Annotated in this window: 21 protein-coding genes; 8 read left to right on the top strand and 13 right to left on the bottom strand. The window is 64.7% G+C overall.

Annotation, left to right across the window (positions count from 1 at the left end):
• Positions 1 to 131 precede the first annotated feature (131 nt).
• From N2605_RS34050 to N2605_RS34030, 5 genes are all read right to left on the bottom strand, one after another.
• A complete protein-coding gene (locus N2605_RS34050) occupies positions 132 to 914 on the bottom strand; it encodes a succinate dehydrogenase iron-sulfur subunit (protein ID WP_036002750.1) in 783 nt (260 codons plus the stop codon).
• A 42-nt stretch (positions 915 to 956) separates the two neighbouring features.
• The gene (gene sdhA, locus N2605_RS34045; RefSeq protein ID WP_036002747.1) at positions 957 to 2792 is read right to left on the bottom strand and encodes a succinate dehydrogenase flavoprotein subunit; all 1836 of its coding nucleotides are present in this window, start codon (positions 2790 to 2792) and stop codon (positions 957 to 959) included.
• 3 nt (positions 2793 to 2795) lie between these two features.
• The gene (sdhD, locus tag N2605_RS34040) at positions 2796 to 3212 is read right to left on the bottom strand and encodes a succinate dehydrogenase, hydrophobic membrane anchor protein (protein ID WP_036002745.1); all 417 of its coding nucleotides are present in this window, start codon (positions 3210 to 3212) and stop codon (positions 2796 to 2798) included.
• Complete coding sequence (gene sdhC / locus N2605_RS34035; protein ID WP_036024159.1) at positions 3209 to 3607, bottom strand: succinate dehydrogenase, cytochrome b556 subunit; 399 nt, start codon at positions 3605 to 3607, stop codon at positions 3209 to 3211. The genes sdhD and sdhC overlap by 4 nt, the downstream gene beginning before the upstream one ends.
• Before the next feature lie 505 nt (positions 3608 to 4112).
• Positions 4113 to 5642 carry a malonate--CoA ligase gene (locus tag N2605_RS34030; protein ID WP_260345116.1) on the bottom strand — a complete coding sequence of 510 codons (1530 nt, stop codon included), beginning with the start codon at positions 5640 to 5642 and terminating at the stop codon, positions 4113 to 4115.
• Positions 5643 to 5728: 86 nt separating this feature from the next.
• On the opposite strand from N2605_RS34030, the gene N2605_RS34025 reads away from it, so the two are divergent.
• The 4 genes from N2605_RS34025 to N2605_RS34010 all read left to right on the top strand — a co-directional run bounded on the left by N2605_RS34025 (position 5729) and on the right by N2605_RS34010 (position 9051).
• Entirely contained in the window at positions 5729 to 6490 is a 762-nt protein-coding gene (locus tag N2605_RS34025) for an SDR family oxidoreductase (RefSeq protein WP_225130238.1), read from the top strand.
• A 341-nt stretch (positions 6491 to 6831) separates the two neighbouring features.
• Positions 6832 to 7386 (top strand): fasciclin domain-containing protein, encoded by a 555-nt coding sequence (locus N2605_RS34020; RefSeq protein WP_036002736.1) that lies wholly within the window; start codon positions 6832 to 6834, stop codon positions 7384 to 7386.
• Between the two features lie 182 nt (positions 7387 to 7568).
• Complete coding sequence (locus N2605_RS34015) at positions 7569 to 8198, top strand: cytochrome b/b6 domain-containing protein (protein WP_225152250.1); 630 nt, start codon at positions 7569 to 7571, stop codon at positions 8196 to 8198.
• A 70-nt stretch (positions 8199 to 8268) separates the two neighbouring features.
• Positions 8269 to 9051 (top strand): molybdopterin-binding protein, encoded by a 783-nt coding sequence (locus N2605_RS34010; RefSeq protein WP_225190083.1) that lies wholly within the window; start codon positions 8269 to 8271, stop codon positions 9049 to 9051.
• Between the two features lie 60 nt (positions 9052 to 9111).
• On the opposite strand, the gene N2605_RS34005 is transcribed toward N2605_RS34010, so the two are convergent.
• Complete coding sequence (locus N2605_RS34005; RefSeq protein WP_260345112.1) at positions 9112 to 10314, bottom strand: MFS transporter; 1203 nt, start codon at positions 10312 to 10314, stop codon at positions 9112 to 9114.
• Between the two features lie 232 nt (positions 10315 to 10546).
• Between N2605_RS34005 and leuB the strand changes: the two genes are divergently transcribed.
• Entirely contained in the window at positions 10547 to 11659 is a 1113-nt protein-coding gene (leuB, locus tag N2605_RS34000) for a 3-isopropylmalate dehydrogenase (protein ID WP_036002726.1), read from the top strand.
• 119 nt (positions 11660 to 11778) lie between these two features.
• Positions 11779 to 12414 carry a DapH/DapD/GlmU-related protein gene (locus N2605_RS33995; protein ID WP_225148720.1) on the top strand — a complete coding sequence of 212 codons (636 nt, stop codon included), beginning with the start codon at positions 11779 to 11781 and terminating at the stop codon, positions 12412 to 12414.
• Between the two features lie 76 nt (positions 12415 to 12490).
• Here the strand turns inward: N2605_RS33995 and N2605_RS33990 are convergent, their stop codons facing one another.
• Both N2605_RS33990 and N2605_RS33985 read right to left on the bottom strand, forming a co-directional pair.
• The gene (locus N2605_RS33990) at positions 12491 to 12877 is read right to left on the bottom strand and encodes a hypothetical protein (protein ID WP_225148719.1); all 387 of its coding nucleotides are present in this window, start codon (positions 12875 to 12877) and stop codon (positions 12491 to 12493) included.
• Positions 12878 to 13047: 170 nt separating this feature from the next.
• Positions 13048 to 13836: a hypothetical protein gene (locus N2605_RS33985; RefSeq protein ID WP_225148718.1), complete on the bottom strand. Its 789-nt coding sequence runs from the start codon at positions 13834 to 13836 to the stop codon at positions 13048 to 13050.
• 117 nt (positions 13837 to 13953) lie between these two features.
• Between N2605_RS33985 and N2605_RS33980 the strand changes: the two genes are divergently transcribed.
• A complete protein-coding gene (locus N2605_RS33980) occupies positions 13954 to 14988 on the top strand; it encodes an aspartate-semialdehyde dehydrogenase (RefSeq protein ID WP_057025860.1) in 1035 nt (344 codons plus the stop codon).
• 5 nt (positions 14989 to 14993) lie between these two features.
• Here the strand turns inward: N2605_RS33980 and N2605_RS33975 are convergent, their stop codons facing one another.
• From N2605_RS33975 to murJ, 4 genes are all read right to left on the bottom strand, one after another.
• Positions 14994 to 15563 carry a NifU family protein gene (locus N2605_RS33975; protein WP_036038709.1) on the bottom strand — a complete coding sequence of 190 codons (570 nt, stop codon included), beginning with the start codon at positions 15561 to 15563 and terminating at the stop codon, positions 14994 to 14996.
• 318 nt (positions 15564 to 15881) lie between these two features.
• Entirely contained in the window at positions 15882 to 16376 is a 495-nt protein-coding gene (locus N2605_RS33970; protein WP_036002710.1) for a universal stress protein, read from the bottom strand.
• Between the two features lie 106 nt (positions 16377 to 16482).
• The gene (gene trpS, locus N2605_RS33965; RefSeq protein ID WP_036002766.1) at positions 16483 to 17535 is read right to left on the bottom strand and encodes a tryptophan--tRNA ligase; all 1053 of its coding nucleotides are present in this window, start codon (positions 17533 to 17535) and stop codon (positions 16483 to 16485) included.
• A gap of 81 nt (positions 17536 to 17616) precedes the next feature.
• A complete protein-coding gene (gene murJ, locus N2605_RS33960; protein ID WP_225148716.1) occupies positions 17617 to 19149 on the bottom strand; it encodes a murein biosynthesis integral membrane protein MurJ in 1533 nt (510 codons plus the stop codon).
• Positions 19150 to 19273: 124 nt separating this feature from the next.
• Here murJ and N2605_RS33955 point away from each other — a divergent pair, with 124 nt between their 5' ends.
• A complete protein-coding gene (locus N2605_RS33955) occupies positions 19274 to 20275 on the top strand; it encodes an adenosine kinase (RefSeq protein WP_109142029.1) in 1002 nt (333 codons plus the stop codon).
• Positions 20276 to 20425: 150 nt separating this feature from the next.
• Here the strand turns inward: N2605_RS33955 and N2605_RS33950 are convergent, their stop codons facing one another.
• Positions 20426 to 21259, bottom strand: a complete 834-nt coding sequence (locus N2605_RS33950; protein WP_260345109.1) for an outer membrane protein — start codon at positions 21257 to 21259, stop codon at positions 20426 to 20428.
• Positions 21260 to 21327: the final 68 nt, after the last annotated feature.

The following is a 21327-nucleotide window of genomic DNA, read 5'->3' as shown; positions in this document are numbered from 1 at the left end:
CTTGTGCTGGAACCGTTGGTTGCGAGCCGGAAATTTGCGCGTCGAGCGGGTCAGAGAAAAATTCTGCTCGAATTAACGGCAAATGCAGAACACCCCGGCCGGTTTGGCCGGGGCGGAAGGGGGACTTCGCCTCAGATCTGGCGTTCGACCATCTTGAGCTTGAGCTCGGCGATAGCTTCGGCCGGGTTGAGGCCCTTCGGGCAGGCCTTGGCGCAGTTCATGATGGTGTGGCAGCGATAGAGCCGGAACGGGTCCTCGAGATTGTCGAGCCGCTCGCCGGTGGCCTCGTCGCGCGAATCCGAGACCCAGCGGTTGGCCTGGAGCAGCGCGGCGGGGCCGAGATAGCGCTCGCTGTTCCACCAATAGCTCGGGCAGGAGGTCGAGCAGCAGGCGCAGAGGATGCACTCGTAGAGGCCGTCGAGCTTCTCGCGGTCCTCGTGGCTCTGGCGCCATTCCTTCTGCGGTGTCGGCGAGGTCGTCTTCAGCCAGGGCTCCACAGAGGCGTATTGCGCGTAGAAATTGGTGAGGTCGGGGACGAGGTCCTTGACCACCGGCTGATGCGGCAGCGGGTTGATCTTCACCGCGCCGTCCTTCACGTCGTGCATCGACTTGGTGCAGGCCAGCGTGTTCTGGCCGTCGATGTTCATCGCGCAGGAGCCGCAGACGCCTTCACGGCAGGAGCGGCGGAAGGTCAGCGACGGGTCGATGTGGTTCTTGATCCAGATCAGGCCGTCCAGCACCATCGGGCCGCAATCATTGGTGTCGATGTAATAGGTATCGACGCTTGGATTCTTGCCGTCGTCCGGATTCCAGCGATAGACCTTGAACTCGCGGAGCTCGGTCGCGCCCGGGGGCTTCGGCCAGGTCTTGCCGCCAGTGATCTTGGAGTTCTTCGGAAGTGCGAATTCAACCATTCGATTAAGGCCTTCGCTGTTCGATCAATACACGCGCGACGTTTAGTAAACGCGAGCTTTGGGCGGGATGTACTGCACGTCGTTGGTCATGGTGTAGTTGTGAACCGGGCGATACTCGATCCTGACCTTGCCGGCATCGTCCAGCCAGGCCAGCGTGTGCTTCATCCAGTTCTTGTCGTCGCGCTCGGAGAAGTCCTCGCGGGCATGGGCGCCGCGGCTCTCGGTGCGGTTGGCGGCCGAGTTCATCGTCACCACCGCCTGCGAGATCAGATTGTCGAACTCCAGCGTCTCGACGAGGTCCGAATTCCAGACCAGCGAGCGGTCGGAGACGGCGATGTCGGTGATGCCGCTGTGGACCTTCGCGATCAGGTTCTGGCCTTCGCTCAGCACTTCGCCGGTGCGGAACACGGCGCAATTGTTCTGCATCACGTGCTGCATGCCTTCGCGCAGCTTCGCGGTCGGCGTGCCGCCTGAGGCGTAGCGGTAATGGTCGAGGCGACCGAGCGCCATCTCGGCCGAGTTCGTCGGCAGCTCGGGCTGCTTGGCGTTGGGTGTGAGCTTTTCGGCCAGGCGCAACGCGGCGGCGCGGCCAAACACGACGAGGTCGATCAGCGAGTTGGAGCCGAGGCGGTTGGCGCCGTGCACGGAGACGCAGGCCGCTTCGCCGATCGCCATCAGGCCGGGGATCACCGCGTTGTCGTCGCCGTCCTTCTTGGTCAGCACCTCGCCGTGATAATTCGTGGGGATGCCGCCCATGTTGTAATGCACGGTCGGCACGATCGGGATCGGCTCGCGCGTCACGTCGACATTGGCGAAGATCTTGGCCGATTCCGAGATGCCCGGCAGGCGTTCGGCGAGCACGGCGGGATCGAGATGGTCGAGATGCAGGAAGATGTGGTCCTTCTTCTTGCCGACGCCGCGTCCCTCGCGGATCTCGATGGTCATCGCGCGCGAGACCACGTCGCGCGAGGCGAGGTCCTTGGCCGACGGCGCATAGCGCTCCATGAACCGCTCGCCTTCGGCGTTGACGAGATAGCCGCCTTCGCCGCGCGCACCCTCGGTGACGAGACAGCCCGAGCCGTAGATGCCGGTCGGATGGAACTGCACGAACTCCATGTCCTGCATCGGCAGGCCGGCGCGCAGCACCATGCCGCCGCCATCGCCGGTGCAGGTGTGCGCCGAGGTGCAGGAGGCATAGGCGCGGCCATAGCCGCCGGTCGCCAGGATCGTGGTCTGGGCGCGGAAACGGTGCAGCGTGCCGTCGTCGAGCTTGAGCGCGATGACGCCGCGGCAGGTGCCCTGGTCGTCCATGATCAGGTCGATGGCGAAGAACTCGATGAAGAACTCGGCCGCGTGGCGCAGCGACTGGCCGTACATCGTGTGCAGCATGGCGTGGCCGGTGCGGTCGGCGGCGGCGCAGGTGCGCTGCGCCTGGGCCTTGCCGAACTCGGTGGTCATGCCGCCGAACGGACGCTGGTAGATCTTGCCGTCCTCGGTGCGCGAGAACGGCACGCCCCAATGCTCGAGCTCGTAGACCGCGTCGGGCGCGTTGCGCACCATGTATTCGATCGCGTCCTGGTCCCCGAGCCAGTCCGACCCCTTCACGGTGTCGTACATGTGCCAGCGCCAGTCGTCCTTGTGCATGTTGCCGAGCGAAGCGGAGATGCCGCCCTGCGCCGCGACCGTGTGCGAACGGGTCGGAAACACCTTGGTGATGCAGGCGGTGCGGAGGCCGGCTTCGCTGCAGCCGACGACGGCGCGCAGGCCGGCACCGCCGGCGCCGACCACGACGACGTCATAGGTGTGGTCTTCGATCGGATAGGCTTTTCCGTTGGTGGCGGGAGCGCCGTTGCCCTTGCCATTGGTCTCAGCGGCCATGGGTTACACTCCGGAAGAAAGCTTCAGGATCGCGTAGGTCGAGGCGAGCGCCACGGCGACCGAGAAGAAATTGTTGAGCATGATCGCGGTGAGCTTGAGCTTCTCGTTATGGACGTAGTCCTCGATCACCACCTGCATGCCGATCTTCATGTGCCAGGCGCTGGCGAAGATGAAGAGGAGCAGGATCACCGCAACGGGAATGGAGCTCAGGGTCTGCGCCGCGTAGACCTGGTTGCGGCCGAGCAGCATCATGATAATGACCAGCGCCGGGATCATCAGCAGCGTCATGGCGACGCCGGTGATGCGCTGGCGCCAGAAATCGGACGTGCCGGAATGCGCGGCGCCGAGATTGCGGACGCGCCCGAGCGGGGTGCGCATCGAGGGACGCTTCGGAGAGCCGTGGGATTCGTCAAAGCTCATCGGCCGCCTCCGTTTGCATAGGCGATGATCCAGATCAGCACCGTCAGTGCGATGCCGCCGACCAGGGCGCCCCAGGTCAGCGCTTCGCGCTCATTGGCCTTGAAGCCGTAGCCGAGATCCCAGACGAAATGCCGGATGCCGCTGAGCATGTGGTGCATCAGGGCCCAGGTGTAGCCGAACACAATCAGCCGGCCGATGATGCTGCTGGAGAAAGCCTGGACATGGGCATAGGCGGCCGGGCCGGAGGCCGCCGCAACCAGCCACCAGACCAGCAGCAGGGTTCCGACGTAAAGGGCGATACCGGTGGCGCGGTGCACGATGGATAGAGCCATCGTCAGCGTCCAGCGATAGGTTTGGATGTGCGGCGAAAGCGGTCGTTCGATCCGTGCGGTCATGGGCGGCTTTTGATGTTTGTTGCGGCCCAGCATGGGGCGCGCGGGGATCGCGAAAGGTGGGCTCTATTTACGGAGTCGATCTGGCCTGCGCAATCACCAAATCGACATAAACCGAACTGTGGTTCAGCTCTATGGCCTTGATGAACCAAGGCCAATCAGGGTCTTGGTATACCAGCCTATCGGTCCGCCAACGAGTATAGGAATCTAAATTCATTCTTTGGCGCGAGCGTACGGCGCATTGAAATCGCTATTGGAACGCCTCTAAGCCGCCTCGAGCCCGTGCGGCCGCAACGTGCGAGGGACGTTGCCGAGGGAGCCGTCCCGGCTGCGACCCCAGCGACTCCCGGCACCCGCACCGGTTCCCGCACTGCGGGCGGATATGCGCACCCTGCATTCCACCCCAGCCGGACCGTGCGACGTGTCAGGTGCTATCTGTTGGTCGTCGGCAGCCGGATTGCTTCGTCGCAAGAGCCGCTCGCAATGACGCCGACAGAGCGGAGCTCTCTCACTTCTTCGCGTAAATATCCTTGTACGTTTCGCGCAGCACGTTCTTCTGCACCTTGCCCATCGTATTGCGCGGTAGCTCGTCGACCACGAAGACCCGCTTCGGCATCTTGAATTTCGCGAGGCGCCCGTCGAGGCCCTTCAGCACGGCCGCTTCATCGATGCTCGCGCCGGGCTGGCGCACCAGCACCGCGGTGACGCCCTCGCCGAAATCGGTGTGCGGCACGCCGATCACGGCCGACTCCACCACGCCAGGCATGGCGTCGATCTCGCTCTCGATCTCCTTCGGGTAGACGTTGAAGCCGCCGGAGATCACGAGATCCTTGCCGCGTCCGAGGATGTGCACGTAACCCTTGGCGTCGATCTTGCCGAGATCGCCGGTGATGAAGAAGCCGTCGGGCCGGAATTCGGCCTTGGTCTTCTCCGGCATGCGCCAATAGCCCCTGAAGACGTTCGGCCCCTTCACCTCGATCATGCCGATTTCGTCGCGCGCCAGCTCTTTCCCTGTCTCGGGATCGGTCACGCGCACGGAGACGCCCGGCAGCGGAAAGCCGACCGCTCCGGGCACGCGCTCGCCGTCATACGGGTTCGACGTGTTCATGTTGGTCTCGGTCATGCCGTAGCGCTCGAGCACGGCATGACCCGTGCGCGCCGACCATTCGCGATGGGTGTCGGCGAGCAGCGGCGCCGAACCCGAGATGAACAGACGCATGTGCTTCGTCGTCTCGTGCGACAGCGCAGGGTTCTGCAGCAGGCGGGTGTAGAAGGTCGGCACGCCCATCAACACCGTGGCGCGCGCCATCAGCTTGATGATCAGGTCCGGATCGAACTTCGGCAGGAAGATCATCGACGCCCGGGCGAACAGCGTCACGTTGGTCGCCACGAACAGGCCGTGGGTGTGGTAGATCGGCAGCGCGTGGATCAGGACGTCCTTGTCGGTGAAGCGCCAATAGTCGACGAGCGAGAGCGAGTTAGACGCGAGATTGTCATGCGTCAGCATCGCGCCCTTGGAGCGGCCGGTGGTGCCCGAGGTGTAGAGGATCGCGGCAAGATCGTCGCTTTCACGCGGCACCGTCGTGAATTCGCGGCTCGCTTTGTCGGTGGCCTCCGTCAGCGAGCCCTTGCCGTCAGCCCCGAGCGTCTCGACCTTCGCCCTCACCTTGCCTGCGATCGGCGCGAGCCCCTCCGCCTTGGCAGGATCGCAGACCACCAGCGACGGCTCGGCATCGCCGATGAAGTAGTCGAGCTCGTTCAGCGTATAGGCCGTGTTCAGCGGCAGATAGACCGCGCCGGCGCGCACCGTGCCGAGATACAGCACGATATTGGCGACCGACTTCTCCACCTGTACCGCGACGCGGTCGCCCGGCTTCACGCCGCGCGCGACCAGCACGTTCGCCATCTGGCCCGCGCGCGCGATCAGATCGCCATAGCTGATATGGGCGCCGTCATGCGTCTCGATCGCGAGCCGCTTCGGATCGGCGAGGCCCTCGAACAGGCGGGAAAACAAATTGGCGTTGGCAGCTTGGTTCATGCAACATTCCTCGCCGGCACAGGCCGGTCAAAACCGCGGGCTGGATTAGCAAAAACCGCCCCGATCAAGCAACGGAGACAGATTGCATGTCAAAAAGCGGGAAACGCGTGGCCTGGGTCACGGGCGGTGGCAGCGGGATCGGGGAGGCCGGCGCGGAGGCGTTAGCTGCCGACGGCTGGACGGTGGTGGTGTCGGGACGCCGCAAGGATGCGCTGGATGCCGTGGTCGCGAAGATCACGAAAGCGGGCGGCGCGGCCGAGGCGATCGCGCTGGACGTGTCCAAGGCCGCCGAGGCGCAGAAGGCGGCGGATGATATCGTCGCCCGGCACGGCCGCATCGATCTGCTGGTGAACAACGCCGGCATCAATGTTCCCAAGCGCAGCTGGAAGGACATGGAGCTGGAGGGCTGGGACAGACTGGTCCAGGTCAATCTCAACGGCGTGCTCTATTGCATGCGCGCCGTGCTGCCGACGATGCGCAAGCAGCAGGACGGTTCCATCATCAACGTCTCGTCCTGGGCCGGCCGTCACGTCTCGAAGATGCCGGGCCCGGCCTACACCACCACCAAGCACGCGGTGCTGGCGCTGACCCATTCCTTCAACATGGACGAATGCGTCAACGGCCTGCGCGCCTGCTGCCTGATGCCGGGCGAGGTGGCGACGCCGATCCTGAAGCTGCGACCGGTGGTGCCGAGCGAAGCCGAGCAGGCGAAGATGCTGCAGCCCGAAGATCTCGGCCGTACCATCGCCTTCATCGCGAGCATGCCGGCGCGGGTCTGCATCAACGAAGTGCTGATCAGCCCGACGCATAATCGCGGGTTCATTCAGACGCCGAACAACAGGGATTGAGGCGAGGACACTGCCTCAACGGGTACGCCGTCGCAGGATGGGCAAAGGCGCGAAGCGCCGTGCCCACCATCTCTCTCCGCATTTGCGTTTGGTGGGCACGCTTCGCTTTGCCCACCCTACTGCTTCGCTACGCTTGTCCGGGTGCTCTCGTTCGCACACGAACATCCCCGCCGATAGTTTCACCCATCACAAAGAATTTTTCCCCGAAACCGCACCTGAAACCCTCCCGTAGTTCGGTCCAACGACGGCACTGCTGCATCACCCTTAACTGTCGCAGGCGCCGTTGTTGCTCAACTCAACGCCGGCCAACGCCGGTCTCAATTCAATCGGGAGACTCTCTCATGTCGAAGCGCATTGCCTATCTCGCTGCCGCCGCCTTCAGCGCCCTGGCCCTCACCGCGACCGTCGTCGCGCCCGCCAGTGCCGAGGAAAAGACCGTCATGGTCGGCGGCGCCGCGATGTACCCGTCCAAGAACATCGTCCAGAACGCGGTCAACTCCAAGGATCACACCACGCTGGTGGCGGCGGTGAAGGCGGCCGGCCTGGTGCCGACGCTCGAAGGCAAGGGCCCGTTCACGGTGTTCGCGCCGACCAACGCCGCCTTCGGCAAGCTGCCGGCCGGCACCGTCGACAGCCTGGTCAAGCCCGAGAACAAGGCAACGCTGACCAAGATTCTCACCTACCATGTCGTGCCCGGCAAGCTCGCGGCTTCCGACCTCACCGACGGCAAGAAGCTGAAGACCGCCGAAGGCGAGGAGCTGACGGTGAAGAAAATGGACGGCAAGGTCTGGATCGTCGACGCCAAGGGCGGCACCTCGATGGTGACGATCACCAACGTCAACCAGTCGAACGGCGTGATCCATGTGGTCGATACCGTGCTGATGCCGGCGACGTAACACCGCGCGATCCTGTTTCATCCCCGAACAGGACGTCCTCAGACCGCGAGCCGGGGATACCCGGCTCGCTCTTTTGTGACCACAATAGCCTCACGACATCGATTCGATGGCGAACGGGATGTAACGAAAGCCGAAACACCGGCGTATAATCGCTGTCACACGCCCTCAGGATGGAACCCGCCATGGCGAGCCTCACAGTCACCGACGAGCAGGTCACGGCCACCAAGTCCAAAGTGATCCAGCCGGCCTGGGTGCGGGTCATGCATTGGATCAACGCGCTCGCCATGATCCTGATGATCCTGTCGGGCTGGCAGATCTACAACGCCTCGCCGCTGTTCGACTTCCGCTTTCCGCGCGAGTACACGCTGGGCGGCTGGCTCGGCGGCGGCCTGCTCTGGCATTTTGCGGCGATGTGGCTGCTGATGATCAACGGCTTCGCCTATCTCGTCACCGGCATCGCCACCGGCCGCTTCCGCAAGAAGCTGCTGCCGATCACGGCATCGGGCGTGCTCCACGACGTCAGGGCGGCGCTGACCTTTAAGCTCGGCCATGACGATCTCACCGTCTACAATTACGTGCAGCGGCTGCTCTATGCCGGCATCATCGTGGTCGGCGTGCTGATCGTGCTGTCGGGCCTTGCGATTTGGAAGCCCGTGCAGCTCTATTATCTCGTGATGCTGTTCGGCGATTATCCGGCCGCGCGCTATGTCCACTTCTTCTGCATGGCCGCGATCTGCGCGTTTCTGGTCGTCCACGTCTTGCTTGCGCTGCTCGTGCCGAAGAGTCTGCGCGCGATGATCATCGGTCGCTAGAGCATGATCCGGAAAAGTGTGAAGCGGTTTTCCGACAAGATCATGCTCAAAATGGATATGTGAGGAGAACATGGCCAAACGTCCGTTCCTGATCCCCGGCGTCGACAAGCGGCTGCTGATCAAGGATTCCATCAAGACCATGCCTGATCTCGCCCGGCGCCGCTTCATCGCGGGCGGCGCCAGCTTAGGGGCGCTGACGCTGCTCACGGGTTGCGATGTGATCGATTCGTCTTCGGCCGAGACCATGCTGGCGAAGGTCTCGAAGTTCAACGACGCGGTGCAGGCCTTCATTTTCAATCCCGACGCGCTGGCGCCGACCTTCCCCGAAAGCGCGATCACCAAGCCGTTCCCGTTCAACGCCTATTACGATCTCGACGACGCGCCTGACATCTCGGCCGCGGATTGGAAGCTCGAGGTGCGCGGCCTCGTCGACAACAAGAAGTCCTGGACGCTGGACGAGCTCCATCGATTGCCGCAGGTCACGCAGATCACGCGTCACATCTGCGTCGAGGGCTGGAGCGCGATCGGCAGCTGGACCGGCACGCCGTTGCGCGATTTCCTGAAGCTGATCGGCGCCGATACGCGCGCGAATTATGTCTGGTTCCAGTGCGCCGACAAGGACGGCTACAACTCGCCGCTCGACATGCGCAGTGCGCTGCATCCGCAGACGCAGATGACGTTCAAATACGCAAACGAGATCCTGCCGCGCGCCTACGGCTTTCCGATGAAGATCCGCGTGCCGACCAAGCTCGGCTTCAAGAACCCGAAATACGTGGTCTCGATGGAAGTCACCAACGATTACAAGGGCGGCTATTGGGAAGACCAGGGGTATAATTCGTTCAGCGGGAGCTGAGAGGGCGAATAGCGAATGGGGAGTAGGTAAACGCACTCGCGGCTCACAATTCGCCGCTCGCTATTCGCCATTCGCCACTTTGGGCCCCACCTTCCGCTGGCACAACGCCGCCACCGCGCCCAGCGCCAGCAGCGCCGCCGACACATTCAGCGCGTAGCTCAAGCTTCCCAGCGCATCGGTGATCGCGCCGACCACGATCGGCCCGAGCGTCTGACCGACGCCGAACGAGATCGTCATCGCCGCGATCGCGGTCGGCCACACCTCTGGCGGATAGTTGAAGCGGACGAAGGCGGTGGTCGAGCCGACCACGGCGAAAAAGGCGACGCCGAACACGATCGCGGAGACCGCGAGCCAGGCCGGCGAATGCCCGAGCATCGGCAGCGCTGCGCCAGCTGCGTTGGTGCCGAGGATGATGGCGGTGGCGAGCCCGCCGCGGTCGAGCGCCAGCACGCCGCGCCAGGCCCAGGGCGTCACGAACGCGCTCAGACCGATCAACCCCCAGAACGCCGCCTGCGCCGCGGCCCCGCCGCCGCCCTCGCGCACATAGGCGATCATGAAGGTCATGTAGGCGATGTAGCCGGCGCCGAACAGGAAATAGCCGGCCAGATAAATCAGCACCGGCAGGATCGCGAACGAGGCATGACCGCCTTCGGAGAAGCGCGCGCCGCTCTCGATGCGGATCAGGAACAGCGGGATCGTCATCGCGACCGACAGCAGCGTCAGCGCCCACCACACGATCCACCACGAGCCCGGCCCGAAATATTGCAGCGTGAACGGGGCGATCAGCCCCGAGGACAGAATGCCGATGCCGGGTCCGGCATAGAACAGGCTGAGCAGAAAGTTGGCCCGTTCGGGCCGCGACTGGGCGATGGTGGCGGCGAGCGCGCCGCCGGCGACGAAGCCGGCCGCCGCGCCCAGGCCCAGCACCAGGCGCGCCAGGCTCAGCGCGACGAAATCCCCCGTCAGCGCGCAGGTGGCGAGCGCGGCGACGCAGGCAATGGTTCCGCCGCGGATCGCGGCGGCCCAGCCGACGCGCCGGATCAGGCGGGACGCCACCAGCGCGCCGACGAGATAGCCGACGGCGTTGATCGTGTTCATGAAACCGGCCGCCGAGTAGGACCAGCCGAGGTCCTCCCGCATGTCCGGCAGCACCAGCGCATAGGCAAAGCGGCCGATGCCGAGCCCGACGGTGGCTGCCAGCGACAGGGTCAGGATCAGCCGCGCGGGGTGTGCGTCGGGCAGGGGGCGATCAGGGGCGTGCAAGGGGTACTCCGGCCCGTCCAGTGTGGCAGGCCCCGCCGGCCTTGCACAGCCGCAGCGCGGCAATGGTGTCTTGCCAAGCGCGCAACGCCGCTCTAGCACTCCGGCGCCGTCATTCCGGGGCGCGCGAAGCGCGAGCCCGGAATCCATAACCCCGGCTGGTGGCTATGGATTCCGGGCCCGCGCTAAGAGGCGCGTCCCGGAATGACGAGAGAGGATCGAAAAGGACACGACCATGGCGACCCACAAACTGCTGCTGCTTCCCGGCGACGGTATCGGCCCCGAGGTGATGGGCGAGGTGAAGCGGCTGATCGACTGGCTCAATTCGGCCGGGATCGCCAAGTTCGAGACCGACACCGGCCTCGTCGGCGGCTCCGCCTATGACGCGCACAAGGTGTCGATCTCCGAAGGCGACATGGCCAAGGCCAAGGACGCCGACGCCGTGATCTTCGGCGCGGTCGGCGGTCCGAAGTGGGATGCCGTGCCTTACGAGGTGCGCCCGGAAGCCGGCCTCTTGCGCCTGCGCAAGGATCTCGCGCTGTTCGCCAACCTCCGTCCCGCCGTGTGCTATCCGGCGCTGGCGGATGCTTCCAGCCTGAAGCGCGAGGCGGTCGAGGGCCTCGACATCGTCATCGTGCGTGAGCTCACCGGCGGCGTCTATTTCGGCGAGCCGAAGACCATCACCGATCTCGGCAACGGCCAGAAGCGCGCCATCGATACCCAGGTCTACGATACCTATGAGATCGAGCGCATCGGCCGCGTCGCCTTCGAGCTTGCCCGGAAGCGCAAGAACAAGGTGACGTCGATGGAGAAGCGCAACGTCATGAAATCGGGCGTGCTCTGGAACGAGGTCATGACTCAGGTCCACAAGCGCGAATACCCCGATGTCACGCTCGAGCATCAGCTCGCCGATTCCGGCGGCATGATGCTGGTGAAATGGCCGAAGCAGTTCGACGTCATCGTGACGGACAATCTATTCGGCGACATGCTCTCCGACATCGCGGCGATGCTCACCGGCTCGCTCGGCATGCTGCCCTCGGCCTCGCTCGGCGAGGTCGACGTCAAGACCAAGAAGCGCAAGGCGCTGTACGAGCCCGTGCACGGCTCGGCCCCCGATATCGCCGGCAAGGGCCTCGCCAATCCCATCGCGATGATCTCGTCCTTCGGCATGGCGTTGCGCTATTCTTTCGACATGGGCGATCTCGCCGACAAGGTCGACCAGGCCATCGCTGCCGTGCTGGCCAGCGGTCTGCGCACCGCCGACATCAAGTCGGAAGGCACCACGGCCGCTTCCACCACGCAGATGGGCGAAGCGATCCTGAAGGAATTGCAGAAGCTGCACGCGTAAGGCGGGAAGAATCGTAGCCTGGATGGAGCGAAGCGAAATCCGGGTTCTCACCCCGTGGACAGACCTTCCCGGATTGCGCTTCGCTCCATCCGGGCTACGGCCTCATTGGAAACCGCCTCATGGATACACCCCGCCCCAAGATCGCGGAAACCGTCATCCATGAGACGGCGCGCCTGCGCGAGGCGCAGGTCGGGCGGCGTTGCGAGGTGCTTGCGGGCACGCGCATCGAATATGCTTCGCTCGGCGACTACTCCTATCTCGGCGAGAATTGCGACGTCGCCGACGCCGTGATCGGCAAGTTCACGGCGATCGCCAACTCGGTGCGGATCGGTGCGCCAAACCACCCGATGGGCCGTCCCTCGCAGCACCGCTTCACCTACGTCCCCGAATATTACGAGGCGGGCGCGACGCGCGACCGCGACTTCTTCGCAGGTAGGCGCGGCGACCGGGTGATCGTCGGCAACGATGTCTGGATCGGCCACGCCGCCATCCTGCTGCCAGGCGTGAGCGTCGGCGATGGCGCAGTGATCGCCGCAGGCGCCGTCGTTAGCCGCGATGTCGAGCCGTACACCATCGTCGGTGGCGTTCCCGCCCGTCCCATCCGCAAGCGCTTTGACGATACCGTTTCCGCAAGCCTGCGCCGCATCTCCTGGTGGGATTGGCCGGATGCGCTGATCTTCGAACGCCTCAGTGATTTCCGCTCCGAGGCCATCGAAGAATTTTGCCGGCGCTACGATCCGGCAGCCAATGCGTAAGACGGACGCATCTCGCGAAAAACAAAAATGGCCGGGCGTGAGCACCGGCCATTTTGATTCGGTCGTGACGCCCGCCTCAGTACAGCGGGAAGTTCTGCGGATAGCCGCCGACATCCTGCGGCGGGGAGAGCGGCTGGCGGTCGATCGGCCGGTTGAGGTTCTCGCGGGCGAAGGACGGATAGCCCACGGCCGGGGGGAAGGCGTAGTCGGTGAACTTGCGGTCGCCCGGATTGACCTCGGTGCCGCCATCGAGCCAGGAGCGCTTGCTCACATAGAGGCGGGTGCGGCCCTGTTGATAGACCGTGTTGGGGCCGCTCGGGCCGTAATAGGGCCGGCCGCGGTCGTCATAGCGCTGCTTGGTCCTGGTGTCGGCGGAAGCCGGGGTCGCGAACGCAATGGCCATTGCGGCGCCCGCCGCAAGCAATGTCGCCAGTTTGTTCGCGGCAGAAAATTTCAAGCTCATCACGTCCCCTTCAGGCGGCAGGCCGCCAGTCGATTTCACCCCATACTAGCCCGGCCGGGGCGGACGCAACTAGGTCAATTGGGTCACACCAGCTCGGAATAATCGTGCGCGCCGGCAAAAGTTGCATGCAAACCAGCTACTTGAGCTTGATGCAGAATCCTTGATGCAAGTCAAAGCGCTCCGCGCAATTGCGCGTTCGCTGCGCCCAGCAGCCAGTCCGGCGAGCCCTGAGGGTCACAGCCGCGGCGCCTGAGTTCGGCATGGGCGAACAATTCCGCCAGCCTCGGCTCGTTGCCCGAGGCCAGCAGCGTCAGCCGGTTCAGCGTGCAGGCGATCGCCGCGCGGCGGGCGGGCAAGCTGTCGCCCTGGCAGGAGAAGCCGGAGATCTGCAAGGCGGGCTCCTCGTAGCGCTTGAGATAGCCGAGGCAGGCCCGCGTCCCCTCTGTCGCGCCGACCGGCCGGAACAGGGCGACGGGGCCGAATTTGCTGTCAATCAGGCCGGCCTGCTCGAGCGGGGCATCTGCACCCAAACCCATGCGGGCGGCCAAGCCCGCGGCCGCCGGCCGTGTCACGTCGAATTCGACGCCTTGGCGGTAGATTTCGAGTTCGGCCACCGGCTTGTCCGCCATATCGGTCCAGCGCAGCACGTCCCTGCGGCCGCCCTCGGGATGCCTAAAGATGACGTAAGAGGCTGTTTTTTCTGATGAATCGATCCGGCTGACGGCGAAGGCCGGATGCGAGCGGTCGGCGATGCTCCAGCCCGGTCTGTCCGCCGGACCATCGCCACGCAGGTCAGGCAGCTGTCCCAGGCCTGCGAGGGCGAGGATGGCAAACAGGGCGAGCGCCCCCACATAGGCGACCAGATGCGCCAGCGTGCCGACGACCTCGTCGGCCAAGGCCAAGAGCGTCAGCTGGATCTGGGTAGGGCTAACGGCCGTGCTGGCCTCAGGCGACTGCATCCACGTCCCTAAGGCATGGTCTTAACGTTGTCTTGAGGCCGGTTCTCGCATAGAAGCGCTGCTCTTCCTGTTTAAGCGTCAGCTTCGGGAACGGGCTTTTTCATCGGAGAGTGAACGATGGGTTACAAAGTCGCAGTCGTCGGCGCGACCGGCAATGTCGGTCGGGAAATGCTCAACATCCTGGATGAGCGCAAATTCCCCGCGGACGAGGTCGTGGCCCTGGCCTCACGCCGCAGCGTCGGTGTCGAAGTCTCCTACGGCGACCGCACCCTGAAGGTCAAAGCGCTCGAGCATTACGACTTCTCCGACGTCGACATCTGCCTGATGTCGGCGGGCGGGTCGGTGTCGAAGGAATGGTCGCCGAAGATCGGCGCCGCCGGCGCTGTGGTGATCGACAATTCCTCCGCTTGGCGCATGGATCCGGACGTGCCGCTGATCGTGCCCGAGGTGAATGCGGCCGCGACCGAAGGCTTCAAGAAGAAGAACATCATCGCCAACCCGAACTGCTCGACCGCCCAGCTCGTGGTGGCGCTCAAGCCGCTGCACGAGAAGGCGACGATCAAGCGCGTCGTGGTCTCGACCTATCAGTCGGTGTCGGGCGCCGGCAAGGACGCGATGGACGAATTGTTCTCGCAGACCAAGGCCGTCTACACCAACGACGAGCTGGTCGCGAAGAAATTCCCCAAGCGCATCGCCTTCAACGTCATCCCTCACATCGACGTCTTCATGGAGGACGGCTACACCAAGGAAGAGTGGAAGATGATGGCGGAGACCAAGAAGATCCTGGATCCCAAGATCAAGCTGTCCGCCACCTGCGTGCGCGTGCCTGTGTTCGTCGGCCATTCCGAGGCCGTCAACATCGAGTTCGAGAATCCGATCACCGCCGATGAAGCGCGCAACATCCTGCGCGTGGCGCCGGGCTGCCTCGTCATCGACAAGCAGGAGCCCGGCGGCTACGCCACGCCCTATGAAGCGGCCGGCGAGGACGCGACTTACATCAGCCGCATCCGCGAGGACGCGACCGTGGAGAACGGTCTCGCGCTGTGGTGCGTATCCGATAACTTACGCAAGGGCGCGGCCCTCAACGCGATCCAGATCGCGGAAGTGCTGATCAACCGCAAGCTGATCAGCGCGAAGAAGAAGGCGGCGTAACCGGCTTACATTGGCCGGACTTCAACCACGTCAGGCACGAAGTGCTTGAGCAGGTTCTGGATGCCGTGCTGGAGCGTCGCCGTCGATGACGGGCATCCGGAGCAGGCGCCCTTCATGTTGAGATAGACAATACCGTCCTTGAAGCCGCGGAAGGTGATGTCGCCGCCGTCATTGGCGACGGCCGGCCGCACCCGGGTCTCGATCAGGTCCTTGATCATGTCGACGGTCTCGGCGTCGGCCTCGTCGAAGAACTCGTCCTCGTCATCGAGATCGGCCTCGCTTGTGGCCGTGCCGTCGGCCAGCAGCGGCGCGCCCGACATGTAGTGCTCCATGATGGCACCCAGGATCGCCGGCTTGAGCTGCTGCCACTCACCGCTCGCCTTCGTCACGGTGATGAAGTCCGATCCGTAGAACACGCCGGTGACGCCGGGCACCTCGAACAGCTTTTCGGCGAGCGGCGAACGCGCCGCCGATTCGCGGCTCGAAAATTCCATCGGGCTGCCGTCGACCACGACGCGGCCGGGAATGAACTTCAGCGTGGCGGGATTGGGGGTGGCTTCGGTTTGAATGAACATGGTTTTCTCCAGACGTCGCCGGTTCAAGGCCGGCGCGTGCTCTATCCCCTAGCAGATGGCGACGGCTAACGCACGGTCAAGGGGAGGCGGGATATTAGCTCATAAAAATCAGTGGGTTGGCCTTACCCTCCCCTGGAGGGGTCCGGGACGAGCGTAGCTCGCCCGTGGTCGATCGCGCGCAGCGCGAGCGGGGTGGGGTGATCTCTCCACTCGGGCAGTGTCGGATGTGGAGAGACCGTCACCCCACCCCGTCTCATGCCTCGCTTCGCTCAACATGAGCCGACCCTCCCCTCCAGGGGAGGGTAAGATGCATCGTCGCTAGGACAGCGAATCCACGCTCTCATCGCTCAGGGCACCCGAGATGATCGTCACCGGCACCGGGAACGTGCCGAGCGCATGCGCGAGCAGCGAGACCAATGGCCCCGGGCCCTCCGCGCCGGGATTTGCGGCGAGCACCAGCATGGCGATATCAGGATCCTCGTCGATCACTGCGAGCAGCTGTTCCATCGCGCTGCCTTCGCGAATGACGCGCTCCGGCGTGATGGCGGCGATGCCGTTGGCGCGCCCGGCGGCGCGGTCGAGCGCGGCTTCGGCGGCTTCCTGTGCCTCGGCGCGCATGATGTCGGCGACCCCCAGCCATTCCTGGCTCTGCTGCTCAGGCTCGATGATGCGCAGCATCACCACGCCGCCGCCGGCGCGAATCGCCCAGCGGCTGGCGTAATAGACGGCGCGATCCCATTCGGCGCTGTCGTCGACGATGACGAGGCATTTGGGCTTGTGACCCGGCTCGTAGCAAAGTCGCTTGCTGGTCATGCATGTCCCGGATTGTGCACGGGGAGCATGCTGCCACACTCCCGCGATGTTTGGGAGGGGCGAAGCGGCCGGCGCCGTGGCGCCAGCCGGTATCGCGAAGCGCGCCCTAGCGCCGGCGAATGAAGCCGACGATGTCCTTGGAGAGCTTCATGGTCTCGTCGGCGATCGCGCGCGCCCGGTCGGATCCGTCGTTCAGGATCGCCTCGATGTGGCCAGGGTCGGCGACGAGGCGCTTCATCTCGCCGGCGATCGGCGCGAGCTTGGTCACGCACAGCTCCGCCAGCGCGTTCTTGAAGCTGGAGAACTGGCCGCCGCCGAACTCGCGCAGCACGTCCGCCTTGGAGCGGCCGGACAGCGCGGCGAAGATGCCGACGAGATTGTCGGCCTCGGGCCGCGCTTCCAGGCCCTTCTCTTCCGTCGGCAGCGGCTCCGGATCGGTCTTCGCCTTGCGGATCTTCTGCGCGATGGTGTCGGCATCGTCGGTGAGGTTGATGCGCGAATTGTCGGAGGCGTCCGACTTCGACATCTTCTTGGTGCCGTCGCGCAGGCTCATCACGCGCGTCGCCGGACCCGTAATCAAGGGTTCCGGCAGCGGGAAGAACAGCCCGTCATTGACGCCCTGCGCGCGGATCGAGTCGCCGAAGTCGTTGTTGAACTTCTGCGCGATGTCGCGCGACAGTTCGAGATGCTGCTTCTGGTCCTCACCCACGGGAACGTGGGTGGCGCGGTAGAGCAGGATGTCGGCCGCCATCAGCACGGGATAGTCGAACAGCCCGACCGAGGCGTTCTCCCGGTCCTTGCCGGCCTTCTCCTTGAACTGGGTCATGCGTCCCAGCCAGCCCATGCGCGCGACGCAGTTGAAGATCCAGGCGAGCTCGGCATGGCCCGAGACCTGGCTCTGGTTGAACACGATGTGCTTCTTCGGATCGATGCCGGCCGCGATGAACGCGGCGGTCACCTCGCGGGTGTTGCGCGCGAGCTCGACCGGCCCGCCCCAGACGTCCACCCCTTGCGTGATCGCGTGCATGTCGACGACGCAATAGATGCAATTGTGGGTTTCCTGCATCTTCACGAAGTTGACGATGGCGCCGAGGTAATTGCCGAGGTGCAGATTGCCCGTCGGCTGGACGCCCGAAAAGACCCGTTCAACGAATGGCATGGTCAGCCTTCCCATAGGTATTCGGCCGTCGTTTCCAACAGCGGCGCTGCCCCGTCAAGGGTCTTTCGCGGAGGCCGTGGTCTAGCTGGGCCGTTTCAATGCGTTAACCGCCTCGCGCCAGGAGGCGGCACCGAGGATCTGCAGCAACAGGCCGTAGACGGCGATTCCGGCTGCGATCTGCACACCCAGCGCAATGAAGTGGATGAGCCCATGGGCGCCGGCCGGCACCAGACCTGCGGTCAGCCAGAGCAGGGCGCCCATGGCGATCGCGGCCAGCACGATCCGCGGCAGCCGCGTGCGGGCCGCCGCGTCGATCGAGAAGCCGAACTCGCCCGCGCCCTTGCGGAGCAGCGCGAGCGCGCTGCTCCAGGCGCCAGCCGCGATGCTTGCCGCGATTCCGCTTGCGCCAAAGACATGACCGAGCAGAACCGCGAGCACGACCGTCACCACGAAGCCCTTGGCAGTCGCGAGCAGCGGCGTCATCGTGTCGCTGCGGGCATAGAACGCCGGCGACAGCGCCTTGATCAGCACATGCGCCGGCAGGCCCAGCGCCAGCCACATCAGGGCACGCGCGGTGGCCGCGCTGTCCGCCGCACCGAACGCGCCATGCTCGAACAGCAGCCCCACGATCGGCTCGGCGAGCACGATCAGGCCGACCGTGGCCGGCAGTGCCAGCCCGGCGGCAAGCTCCAGCGCGCGGGATTCGGCATGCGCCACCGCGTCGCGATCGGAGCTCGCGACGGCGCGCGTCAGCTCCGGCACCAGCACGGTGCCCATGGCGACGCCGACGATGCCGAGCGGCAGCTCGATCAAGCGGTTGGCGAAATAAAGCCAGGACACCGCGGACGGCGTTGCGGACGCGATGATCGCACCCGCCACCATCAGCCATTGCGGCCCCGAGCTTGCGATCATGCCGGGGATCGCCTTGGCGAAGAAGCCGCGCATCTCCTTGTCGAAACTCGCGCGCAGCGGTGTCGCAAGGCGCGCGCTTCGCTGCGACAGCAGCATCAAGAGTTGCAGCAAGCCGGCGAGGCCGACGGTCGCTGCCAGGATCCACGCGGCGAAGCCGGCGTCTGCATGCCAGACCAGCAGCATCGCGATCGCGGCGATCAGCGCAATGTTGAACAGCAGTGGCGAGAACGCCGTCAGCGCGAAGCGTCCCTGCGCATTGAGCAGCCCCATCAGCACGGTGACGGGACCGGCGAAGGCGAGGTAAGGCAGCATCAGCCGCGCGTTCTGAACCGCGAGATCGAGCGTGCCACTGCCGAGGAATCCCGGCGCGATCACCGTCATGATCAGCGGCATCAACAATGCGAGCAGGAGTGAGATCCCGATCAGGGCCGTGCTGACCGTGCCGATCACGCGCCCGGCGAACGCCGCGGCTTCCGCCACCCCGTCGCGGTCCCGCACCCGCAGCCAGGCTGGGATCAGCGCCGCGTTCAGCGCGCCCTCGCTGAGCAGCCGCCGCACCACGTTGACGAGCTGGAACGCCGCCAGAAACGCATCCGCCACGGCGCCGGTGCCGAGCAGCGCCGCAATCAGGGAATCGCGGGCGAAACCCAGCAGGCGCGAGGCCAGCGTTCCCGTCGAGACGGTCAGGAAGGAGCGGATCATGCTCTCGAAAATACCGTTGCTTGCCCGCCAAGGCCCGGTCGTGATAGGCCGCGAGCTTGGATTTCAGGCCGACAGGAAGCGGATTTCCGGTTAGATCGCAATCCGGCAAACAGGATCAAGGTGAATGGCTGACGTGAAATATGACGTTCTCGGCATCGGCAACGCGCTGTTCGACGTGCTGGTTAGGACCGACGAGGCCTTTCTGGCCAAGCATGGCATGGCGAAGGGCAGCATGTCGCTGATCGACGAGGCGCGCGCGGCCGCCATCTACAAGGACATGGGTCCGGCGACCGAGGTCTCGGGCGGTTCGGCCGCCAACACCATCGTCGGTATCGGCAGCCTGGGGGCGCGCGCCGCCTATGTCGGCAAGGTCAAGGACGACCAGATCGGCAAGCTCTACGTGCACGACATTCGCGCCGCCGGCGTCGCCTTCAACACGCCGGCCGCCAAGGACGGCCCCGCCACCGGCTGCTCCTACATCCTGGTCACCGGCGACGGCGAGCGCACCATGAACACCTATCTCGGCGCGGCGCAGGACCTGTCGCCCGCCGACATCGATCCGGCCGAGATTGCCGGCGCCGGCATCGTCTACCTCGAAGGCTATCTCTGGGACCCCAAGAACGCAAAGGAGGCCTTCGTCAAGGCGGCCAAGATCGCCCATGACGCCAAGCGCAAGGTGGCGCTGACGCTGTCGGATTCCTTCTGCGTTGATCGTTATCGCGACGAGTTTCTCTCGCTGATGCGAGGCGGCACCGTCGACATCGTGTTCGCCAACGAGTCTGAGCTGCACTCGCTCTACATGACCTCGGACTTCGACACCGCGCTGAAGCAGCTGCGCAACGACGTCAATCTCGGCGTCGTCACCCGCAGCGAGAAGGGCTGCATGGTGGTCTCGTCCGAGGATGCCGTCGCAGCGCCGGCCTTCCCGGTCGAGAAGGTGGTCGACACCACCGGCGCCGGCGACCTGTTCGCCGCCGGCTTCCTCTACGGCCTCGCGCGCAACTTCGGCTACAAGCAGTGCGGCGAGCTCGGCGCGCTCGCCGCCGCCGAAGTCATCCAGCACATCGGCGCGCGGCCTCAGGTATCGTTGAAGGAGCTGGCCGAGCAGCGCGGGCTGACGGCGTAAGAAATTATCTCTGCCTCCACGATGCGGTCGGCATAGCGACCGCACTTTGCCGGCGTGCCGCGTAGAACGAGGCGCTCTCTCTGGCTCCTGATCAAAAAAAACGGCTCCGAGCCGAATGGCCGGAGCCGGGATCTTGGGCTTCTTCGCTTCTCAGTACTTGGCCATCATCGGCCCGCCGAACTTGTAGTTCAGGCCGGCCCGCACGGTATGGAAGGTGAGGTCCTGCGAGATGCGTTCGACGTAGTTGGAGCCGGGCGGAGCAAAAGTGCTGCCGGGCACGTAGGTCGATGTGTAATCCACGCCGCCGAGATCGGTGTAGAGATATTCGAGCTTAACCGTCCAATTCGGCACGAAGGCGTGCTCAACGCCGGCGCCGACCGTCCAGCCGACCTTCGTCTCGGACACCGAACCCGTCTTGGTATAACCATTGGACGAGGTGAGATCCCAGCTTCCCTTGACGCTGCCGACGGCCAGACCGCCGGTGACGTACAGCAGGGTCTTGTCGACCGCATAGCCGGCGCGGCCGCGAACGGTCACGAGCCAATCGTTGCGGATGCTTTCGTCGAATGTGCGGATCACCGGCGGATTCGCTCCGGTGAAAACGGTGCGCGCACCGATATCTGTTGCGTTGGCGTCGGCTTCTACACCCAGAACCCAAGCACCGGTCTGCCAGTTCGCGCCGATCTGAAGACCGCCGATAGCGCCGGCCGGATCGAGGCGGCGATTGCTCAGCGCCACAAACTCGTTCCTGAACGCTGCGCCTTCCACGGCCCAGCTGCTGGTGGGATCGAGCACGGTGCCGAGATCCGACTGCCCCCAAGCGTAACCCGCATTCACGCCCACGTAAAAACCGGTCCAGTTATAGACGGCTACGGCGGTCGCTGGTGCCTTGAAGGGCCGGGCCGCGAGATCTGCAGCGCTTGCCGAGCCGACGGTTGCAAGTCCAATTCCTGCAACCAGGATGGTCCTCCAAGCCAATTTCATGGCATTCCCCCTAGATCAACAATCGATCAAGTCAGGACACGACCGTAACATTGTACTGCCGCCGATGG

Source organism: Bradyrhizobium yuanmingense, assembly GCF_025200905.1.
Classification (GTDB): Bacteria; Pseudomonadota; Alphaproteobacteria; order Rhizobiales; family Xanthobacteraceae; genus Bradyrhizobium; species Bradyrhizobium yuanmingense.
This window is presented reverse-complemented; position numbering and strand designations above follow the sequence as displayed.

Bases quoted from the DNA above. Each gene is read 5' to 3' on its own strand.
- N2605_RS34050 (WP_036002750.1), bottom strand. From the start codon at position 914: ATGGTTGAATTCGCACTTCCGAAGAACTCCAAGATCACTGGCGGCAAG.
- sdhA (WP_036002747.1), bottom strand. From the start codon at position 2,792: ATGGCCGCTGAGACCAATGGCAAGGGCAACGGCGCTCCCGCCACCAAC.
- sdhD (WP_036002745.1), bottom strand. From the start codon at position 3,212: ATGAGCTTTGACGAATCCCACGGCTCTCCGAAGCGTCCCTCGATGCGC.
- sdhC (WP_036024159.1), bottom strand. From the start codon at position 3,607: ATGACCGCACGGATCGAACGACCGCTTTCGCCGCACATCCAAACCTAT.
- N2605_RS34030 (WP_260345116.1), bottom strand. From the start codon at position 5,642: ATGAACCAAGCTGCCAACGCCAATTTGTTTTCCCGCCTGTTCGAGGGC.
- N2605_RS34025 (WP_225130238.1), top strand. From the start codon at position 5,729: ATGTCAAAAAGCGGGAAACGCGTGGCCTGGGTCACGGGCGGTGGCAGC.
- N2605_RS34020 (WP_036002736.1), top strand. From the start codon at position 6,832: ATGTCGAAGCGCATTGCCTATCTCGCTGCCGCCGCCTTCAGCGCCCTG.
- N2605_RS34015 (WP_225152250.1), top strand. From the start codon at position 7,569: ATGGCGAGCCTCACAGTCACCGACGAGCAGGTCACGGCCACCAAGTCC.
- N2605_RS34010 (WP_225190083.1), top strand. From the start codon at position 8,269: ATGGCCAAACGTCCGTTCCTGATCCCCGGCGTCGACAAGCGGCTGCTG.
- leuB (WP_036002726.1), top strand. From the start codon at position 10,547: ATGGCGACCCACAAACTGCTGCTGCTTCCCGGCGACGGTATCGGCCCC.
- N2605_RS33995 (WP_225148720.1), top strand. From the start codon at position 11,779: ATGGATACACCCCGCCCCAAGATCGCGGAAACCGTCATCCATGAGACG.
- N2605_RS33990 (WP_225148719.1), bottom strand. From the start codon at position 12,877: ATGAGCTTGAAATTTTCTGCCGCGAACAAACTGGCGACATTGCTTGCG.
- N2605_RS33985 (WP_225148718.1), bottom strand. From the start codon at position 13,836: ATGCAGTCGCCTGAGGCCAGCACGGCCGTTAGCCCTACCCAGATCCAG.
- N2605_RS33980 (WP_057025860.1), top strand. From the start codon at position 13,954: ATGGGTTACAAAGTCGCAGTCGTCGGCGCGACCGGCAATGTCGGTCGG.
- N2605_RS33975 (WP_036038709.1), bottom strand. From the start codon at position 15,563: ATGTTCATTCAAACCGAAGCCACCCCCAATCCCGCCACGCTGAAGTTC.
- N2605_RS33970 (WP_036002710.1), bottom strand. From the start codon at position 16,376: ATGACCAGCAAGCGACTTTGCTACGAGCCGGGTCACAAGCCCAAATGC.
- trpS (WP_036002766.1), bottom strand. From the start codon at position 17,535: ATGCCATTCGTTGAACGGGTCTTTTCGGGCGTCCAGCCGACGGGCAAT.
- murJ (WP_225148716.1), bottom strand. From the start codon at position 19,149: ATGATCCGCTCCTTCCTGACCGTCTCGACGGGAACGCTGGCCTCGCGC.
- N2605_RS33955 (WP_109142029.1), top strand. From the start codon at position 19,274: ATGGCTGACGTGAAATATGACGTTCTCGGCATCGGCAACGCGCTGTTC.
- N2605_RS33950 (WP_260345109.1), bottom strand. From the start codon at position 21,259: ATGAAATTGGCTTGGAGGACCATCCTGGTTGCAGGAATTGGACTTGCA.